General features: G+C 70.9%; 6 protein-coding genes and 1 pseudogene. All 7 read right to left on the reverse strand.

The window, feature by feature from the left end:
* Positions 1–19: 19 nt before the first annotated feature.
* Entirely contained in the window at positions 20–757 is a 738-nt protein-coding gene (locus ABZ027_RS24695; protein WP_356771848.1) for an FAD:protein FMN transferase, read from the reverse strand.
* Positions 758–812: 55 nt separating this feature from the next.
* Complete coding sequence (locus tag ABZ027_RS24700; RefSeq protein ID WP_356771850.1) at positions 813–1,586, reverse strand: FMN-binding protein; 774 nt, start codon at positions 1,584–1,586, stop codon at positions 813–815.
* Between the two features lie 28 nt (positions 1,587–1,614).
* Positions 1,615–2,997 (reverse strand): ferredoxin reductase family protein, encoded by a 1,383-nt coding sequence (locus ABZ027_RS24705; RefSeq protein ID WP_356771852.1) that lies wholly within the window; start codon positions 2,995–2,997, stop codon positions 1,615–1,617.
* Positions 2,998–3,144: 147 nt separating this feature from the next.
* Positions 3,145–3,855 carry a L,D-transpeptidase family protein gene (locus tag ABZ027_RS24710; RefSeq protein ID WP_356771854.1) on the reverse strand — a complete coding sequence of 237 codons (711 nt, stop codon included), beginning with the start codon at positions 3,853–3,855 and terminating at the stop codon, positions 3,145–3,147.
* Between the two features lie 98 nt (positions 3,856–3,953).
* Complete coding sequence (locus tag ABZ027_RS24715) at positions 3,954–5,636, reverse strand: heme peroxidase family protein (protein ID WP_356771856.1); 1,683 nt, start codon at positions 5,634–5,636, stop codon at positions 3,954–3,956.
* Between the two features lie 110 nt (positions 5,637–5,746).
* A complete protein-coding gene (locus ABZ027_RS24720; protein WP_356771858.1) occupies positions 5,747–6,334 on the reverse strand; it encodes a pyridoxamine 5'-phosphate oxidase family protein in 588 nt (195 codons plus the stop codon).
* A 191-nt stretch (positions 6,335–6,525) separates the two neighbouring features.
* Positions 6,526–6,822, reverse strand: a pseudogene (locus ABZ027_RS24725) (hypothetical protein); the annotation flags it as partial.

Raw genomic sequence — 6,822 nt, forward strand, 5'->3', positions numbered from 1 at the left:
GCCCCCGAGGCGGACCGGTTCACCCGAGCCGAGCGGCCAGGCCCCCCGTGCAGCGGACCTCGTCGCCCGCCGTGATCAGCAGTGCCTCCACGTCCGGGAGGGACTCAAGCCACGTCAGCGCCTCCCGCGACCCCATCGCGAACGCCGCCGTCGCCCAGCAGTCCGCCCAGGTCAGCCGCGGAGCCACCACCGTCACCGCCACCAGGTCGGTGACCGCCGAGCGGCCCGTGCGCGGATCGACGATGTGGGCGCCGCGCTCGGCCGTACCAGAGGTGGCGACCGCGAGTTCCGCGGCACCCGCCGCGGACACCACCGCCGCCAGGCCGCCCGGTCGCAACGGGTCCGACACCCCGACCCGCCACGGCCGCTGCGGACCGGGGACACCCAGCAACTGGACGTCCCCACCGCCGTTCACGCTCACGCCGCTCACCCCGGCGTCCGCCAGCCGCCGCGCCGCGCGTTCCGCGGCCCAGCCCTTGACGACGCCGGTCGGGTCGAGGCGGCCCTGGTAGCGCATGCTGAACCAGCCGTCGCTCGTCCGCTCCGCCTCGTCGCCCAGCGCGAGCACCTCCGCGACCAGCGGGTCGCACTCCTCGACGGTCAGCTCGCCCCGCGCCAGCCGGGAGACCTGGCTGTCGTCGCGGTAGGTGCTGAACACCTCGTTCACCTGGTGCAGTCCGGCCACCGCGTCCCGCAGGGCCTCCTCGACGGCCTCGGGATCCCCGCCGCGGACGTCGAAGGAGAAGACCGTCCCCATGACCTCCTCCGCATGACGTACCGCGGCGGGAGCTTGTGCCGATTCGGACACCGTCTCAGCCACCGGCCTGGTCCAGCGCCGCCTGGAGCGACTCCTTGTAGCCGTTGCTGGTGTACGTGGCCCCGGACACCGAGTCGATGTCCGCGCTGCCGGCCGCCACGGCCTCCTGGTTGAGCTTGGGCACCGACAGGGCCGTCTTCTGGTCGCTGGTGCCGCCCTTGGGCGCCTGCACCGCCTCGGCCTTGGTGATCTTCCCGCCGGCGACCGTGATACGGACCTGGACCGGGCCGTACTGGGTCTGCGCGACGCTGCCCGTGACGGTCCTGGCGGCCTGGGCGGCCCCCGCGCCCTGGCCCTGCGAGGAGCCCTGGGAGGCGGCCGCCTTCGCCTTGTCGAGCGCCGACTGCAGCGACTGCTTGTAGCCGCTGCTGGTGTAGGTGGCCCCGGAGACCGCGTCGATGTCCGCGCTCTGCGCGGTGACCGCCTCCTGGTTGAGCTTGGGCACCGACAGGGCGGTCTTCTGGTCGCTGGTGCCGCCCTTGGGCGCCTGTACCGCCTCGGCCTTGGTGATCTTGCCGTTGACCACCGTCAGCCGGACCTGGACGGGGCCGTACTGCGTCTGGGCGGCGTCCCCGGTGACCGTGCCGGTCCCGGCGGCCTGGGCGCCGCCCTGGGCGGACTCCTGCGCCACCGGCGGCTGGGACGCCGCGCCGCCGGCCGCCGCGGAGGCCGGGTCGGAGGACGGCTTCAGCGACAGCAGCAGCACGACGCCGGACACGGTGGCGGCGGTCGCGAGCACGACACGTCGGACGGGGTGACTCTTCCTCATCGCTTCAACAGCTCCTGAATCCCGTCGCTCACATCTCGAACGACTCGTGATGGATACGGCGGGCGGGCACACCCGCGCCGCGCAGTGCTTCGTACACGGACTGCGCGAAGCCGGCCGGCCCGCACATGAAGACGTCGTGTTTGTCGATGTCCGGCAGCTTCTGCTGAAGCCGCTCCGCCGAGATGTCGGGGCGCTCCCCGTCCGGACTGTTGACCGCGTACATCAGCCGGGCCCCCCGCTCGTCCGCGATGGTCGACAGCTCGTCCCACAGGGCCAGGTCCTGGGTGCTGTTGGCCCGGTACAGGAGGGTGATGTCACCGGCCGCGCCGGGCAGCGTCTCGAACAGCGCCCGCATCGGGGTGATCCCCACCCCGCCCGCGACCAGCAGCACCTTGCCGCGGCTGCGGCGGGACGCGGTCAGCGCGCCGTACGGGCCCTCGGCCCACACCTTGGTGCCGGGAGTCAGCTCACGCAGCCGTTCGCTGTGGTCGCCGATCGCCTTCACCGTGATCCGCAGCATGCCGGGGCGGGGCGCCGCCGACAGGGAGTACGGGTGCGAGCTGAACCGCATACCGGGCGCCAGGAACCGCCAGCGGAAGAACTGGCCCGCCTCCGCACCCATCCGGTGCAGCTTCCGGCCGCCGATCAGCACCGACACGATGCCCGGCGTCTCCTCGATGACCGCTTCCACGTACATGCGGTGGCGCAGGTTCAGCCGGATCGGGGTGAGGATGCGGTACCAGACCACCAGGGCCGTCACCGAGCCGTACAGCGCGTACCAGACGGTCTTCGCGACCGGCTCCACGGCGAAGTCGTTGCCGGTGGTCAGCTGGTGCCAGAAGGTCAGGAACACCGCCGCGTACGTCAGCAGGTGCACGTGGTACCAGGTGTCGTACGGGATCAGGCGGCGGACGGGACCGATCGAGATCAGCCCGATGACGACCAGCAGACCCATGCCGATGGCGGCCTTGCCCATGTCGGGAAGCTGGTTGATGGAGTCGATGGTCTGCTGGACGATGTCACCGAGGCCCTTGCCGGCCTGGAGGGCGTAGCCCCACATGATGAGGAAGACATGGGCGAGGGTCAGGCACAGCGTGTACCGACCGCTCATCGCGTGCCAGCGGGCCACCCGGTCGGAACCCACCCGGCGTTCCAGCGCGGGCACCCGGGCCATCTGCAGCACCACGAGCGCCATCAGGTACCCGGCGAGCAGACCGGTGATCCGGCCCGCGTTGAGGATCTTGCCGTTGTTGTCGCTGATCGACGGGGTGTTGGCCCACCACAGCCACAGCACACCGGCCGCGCCCGCCCACACGGCGATCAGCAGCAGGGTCGCCGGTGAGCGGCGCGGGCGGATGCGGCGCATCGTCTGGCGGCGGGCGGCGCGGCCGCCTGCGAGCGTCGTGGTCACGATTCCTCCGGGGACGGGGCAAGGGGGGTGATGTGGTGGTCCCTTGGTCCTCAGATACGTGCCGTGACGCCCGTGTGTTCAGCCGCCCGCCGAGTCCCGTGGGGACGGAATGACTGGCGGTAACCCGTACGCGGGTTGACGTCCGGCTCAGTACCGGGTGATCGCCGTACGCCCGCCGCGTGTTCCGATCGCCAGGTGCGGCCGCTTCCCGGGCTCGGCCCACCGCAGGATCCGCCGCATCGTCTCCGCCGGTACCGACACACACCCGGCCGTGGCCCCGCGCCCGTCGACATGCAGGAAGATCCCGGCCCCACGACCGCGCACCGGATCGGCGTAGTTGAACCCGATGACGAACCCGTGGGCGTACTGCGTCGGGTAGGAGATCAACCGTTCCGACTGGGCCGCGCGGCAGTCCGCCGGACGCGGCTCGACCCAGCGGTTGTAGTGCCGGGAGTCGTTGTCCTGACACCACCAGGAGTCCTGCCGCACGGCCCGGTACCGGTACGTCGTCCCACTCGGCGCCCCTTTGATCCCGAAGGCGTACGGCAGGTCGTACAGCCCCGTGGGCGTGGTGCTGGTCCCCTGTCTGCGCCTGGCGCCCTCGATTAGCCCGTTCGCGCCGAAGCGGGCCGTGGCCGCACCGGCCTTCACCCACCGCCCGCCGCGCCGGCTCCACCACGTCACGGTGCCCGAGCTGGAGCCGGCCCCGGGGGCCACCGCGGTGATCAGCTGGCTGCCGCCACCGGTGTCCGCCATGCGCGCGGGCAGTGGCGCCGCCGGATTTCCGCCGGGCGCGGCACCGACGGCGAACAGGGACGCGAACACCAGCGACAGGGCGGCGGCGGCAGCGGAACGCATGCTGGTCAACCTACGGCGAGGCAGCGGCGGCGGCAGCCGGACCGACCCGTTCGGGCCCACCCCGGTCTGCCGCCGCCGCTGTCCGCGACCGTCCGCGCTCAGTCACCCAACGGGTTGAGCAGGTCCGCCCGGCCCTCGAAGGCGTACAACAGCAGGTCGGTCATCTCGAAGACCTTCTCGGCGTTGCGGTCCGCGACCGGGCTGAGGAAGGGCCGCCAGAACGGGTCGCGCACGATGGAGTACCGGCTGCCCTCCATGGCGCGGTGGAACACCTCGGCGACGATGCGCCCGCCGACACCCGTCAGCCGCCCGCTGCCGTTCGCCTCCGCCTCACGCAGGATGTAGAACCACAACGGGCAGTTCGCGGTGAGCTTCTTACGGAGTTGCTCGCTGAGCTGCGCTCCGCCACCGTTCTCGAAGTCCGACGGCAGGAGCGGCTTGACCCCGAGGTGCTTGGCCATCTGCTGACCGGTCGCCAGGCTCATCATGTTCGCCCGGGTGAGGTTGCGGAAGGCCAGGTTCAGCTCGATCGGGTCGGGAGCGGGCGCGCCGCGTCCGCCGAACGAGCCGAGCGGCAGATCGGCCAGCGGATTGACCAGCTGGGTGTCGATCCGCTTGGCGAGGTTGAACTTCTCCGCCGGCACCCCCAGGTCGTCGCGGCCGGCCTCACGGAAGTCGAACAGCCGCCGGAAGTCGGCGATCCAGTTGGTGGGAAGGCGCTCGAAGGAGCCCGCCTCGGGGTCGCCGGCGTCGGCGGGCGGCGGCGAGAGGATGCCGCTGGTGCCGGTGAAACGGAAGAGCAGCGGCAGCGTGCCCTTACCGTTGTCGAAGATCCGGTTCCAGTTGTAGGCGCCGCGCACCATGCTGTGGCCCAGCCGGTAGGCGGCCACCGAGAACTCGATCGGCATGGTCGGACGCTCGTGCTCGCCCGCGGCCGGCTCGAAGAACCTGCGGCCCTTGGTGAACACCTCGTCGACGACACCGGGGTCGACGATCCGGGTCAGGAAGTCGTGCCGCAGCATCCACTGGTAGTGCTTGACCACCGTCTCGCGTGCCGTCTCGAACAGCACCGCGCTCGACACGCCCTTGTTGACCAGATCGGCCACGACCCGGTTGTGGAACCGGATGAAGGCGCTGTGGATCTGGGCGACGACCAGGTTCTCGTCGTTGCGCCCGTCCGGGATGAGCGGGCGGCGCCGCTCGGAGATCAGCGAGCCCTGGCCCGCCCGGGGCAGGTCGAACCCGCCGAGGGGCAGGCCCACGATGTGGTCGCCGCCGGGGTCGGGCAGGCCCTGGGTGGTGCCGGTGCGCAGCCGCAGACCGTCGTCCTCGTAGAACCGGCGGTCGAAGCGGTGATCCGGTCCGAGGCCGTAGAGGCTGTCCAGGTCGAGCGCCGGGGAACGGCCCTGCAGGAGCTGGCGGACGGTGACCTCGTCCTCCAGCCGTACCGCCGTGGCGTCCAGGGTCAGGTCGTGGTCCACGAACTGGCCGAGATAGGTGAAGCCCGCCGGTACCGCGGGGTTGTTGGAGTCGGGCTGCGGCCCGGCCTTCGTCATCGCCTGGGCGAGTTCCTCGCGGGCGGGCCGGTCGAGCAGCTGGGCGGGCTTGGCGGGCGGGCCCAGCCGGGAGAACTGGAACTTGCGCAGGGCCGCGACGGTGGAGGCCGCCGTCGGCTGCGCCGGGCCCTCTTCCCCGGAGTCGGCGAGGATGCCCTCGCCGACCACGAAGTACGAGGTGCGGACATGGCGTTTGGCTTGAGGTTCGCGCGTAGGTCGGAACATGAATCCCCCATCTGTTCGTGCGGCCAGGCTAGGCAGGGGCACACGGCGGAGGGGAGAATTCCGGCAATATCCACAAGGAGGTTGTGTGTGTATAGATCAAATAAAAACCACTAAACCGGACTCGGCGGCAGTGGCAGGGGCAGCCCCGGCAGTCCGTCCAGGCTCGTGGCGATGTGTTCCTTCTTGGTGAAGTACTCGCTGAGCGAGGCGTCGTCCTCCCGTGCGAAACGCCTGGCGTGCAGCTCGCGCTCCTCGTCGTACGACATGTAGGGCACCGCGAACCCGCAGGAGTCACGGATGTGTTCGGCCCGTACGACGATGACGGCTCGCAGTCCGTGCGCGCTCGGGTCGATGTCCGGGAAGCGGGCCAGCAGGTCGGGAAAGCGCGGGTCGTCGCGGAAGACCGGCTCGCCGCGACCGTGCACGCGCACGATGTTCGGCGGGCCCTGGAAGGCGCACCACATGAGGGTGATCCGGCCGTTCTCCCGCAGGTGCGCGATCGTCTCCGCGGTGGACCCGGCGAAGTCGAGGTAGGCCACGGTGAGTTCGTCGAGGACCGCGAACGAGCCCTTGAGTCCCTTGGGGGAGAGGTTGACCGTGCCGTCCCCGGAGAGGGGCGCGGACGCGGTGAAGAAGAGGGGCTGCTCCTCGATGAAGGTGCGCAGCCTGCCGTCTATGCGCTCGTAGTTCTTTCCCATGTCTAACGATTATGGTCGCAAGTCTTTTGCCTGTCTAACGAAATCCGGGGTTCACGCCACGAGGACGTCTCCTTGAGGGCGCCCGGATGGGTGTGCCCTCGAGGAGACGTCCTCGTGGAGGCGTTCTCGTGCGGACGCCTGCGGCCGCCCCGGCCGGTGCTCGCACGGGGGCGGCCGCAGTGCCTGTCAGATCACTGGTTGAGCGTGCAGGTGGCCAGGGCGTCCAGGCCCTGGGGCTTCTCGGCGGTGCGGCCGATCGCGGTGGCGATGCGGTTGACGGTGGAGACGCGCTTGTCCTCCAGCGGGCCGAGGATCGCGTTCTGGACGAAGTTCGGTCCGCCCTGGCCGACCGTGTCGACCAGCCGCTTGTTGGCCTCCTGGATCTGCGTGTCGAGGAGGGCCAGGTTGCGGTCCACCTCGGCCTGCGCGGAGGCCGGGATCGCGGGCAGCTGGGAGGCGACGTCCGGGCCGCCGCCCGGTCTCGCCCC

This window comes from Streptomyces sp. NPDC006332, assembly GCF_040612855.1.
GTDB lineage: Bacteria > Actinomycetota > Actinomycetes > Streptomycetales > Streptomycetaceae > Streptomyces.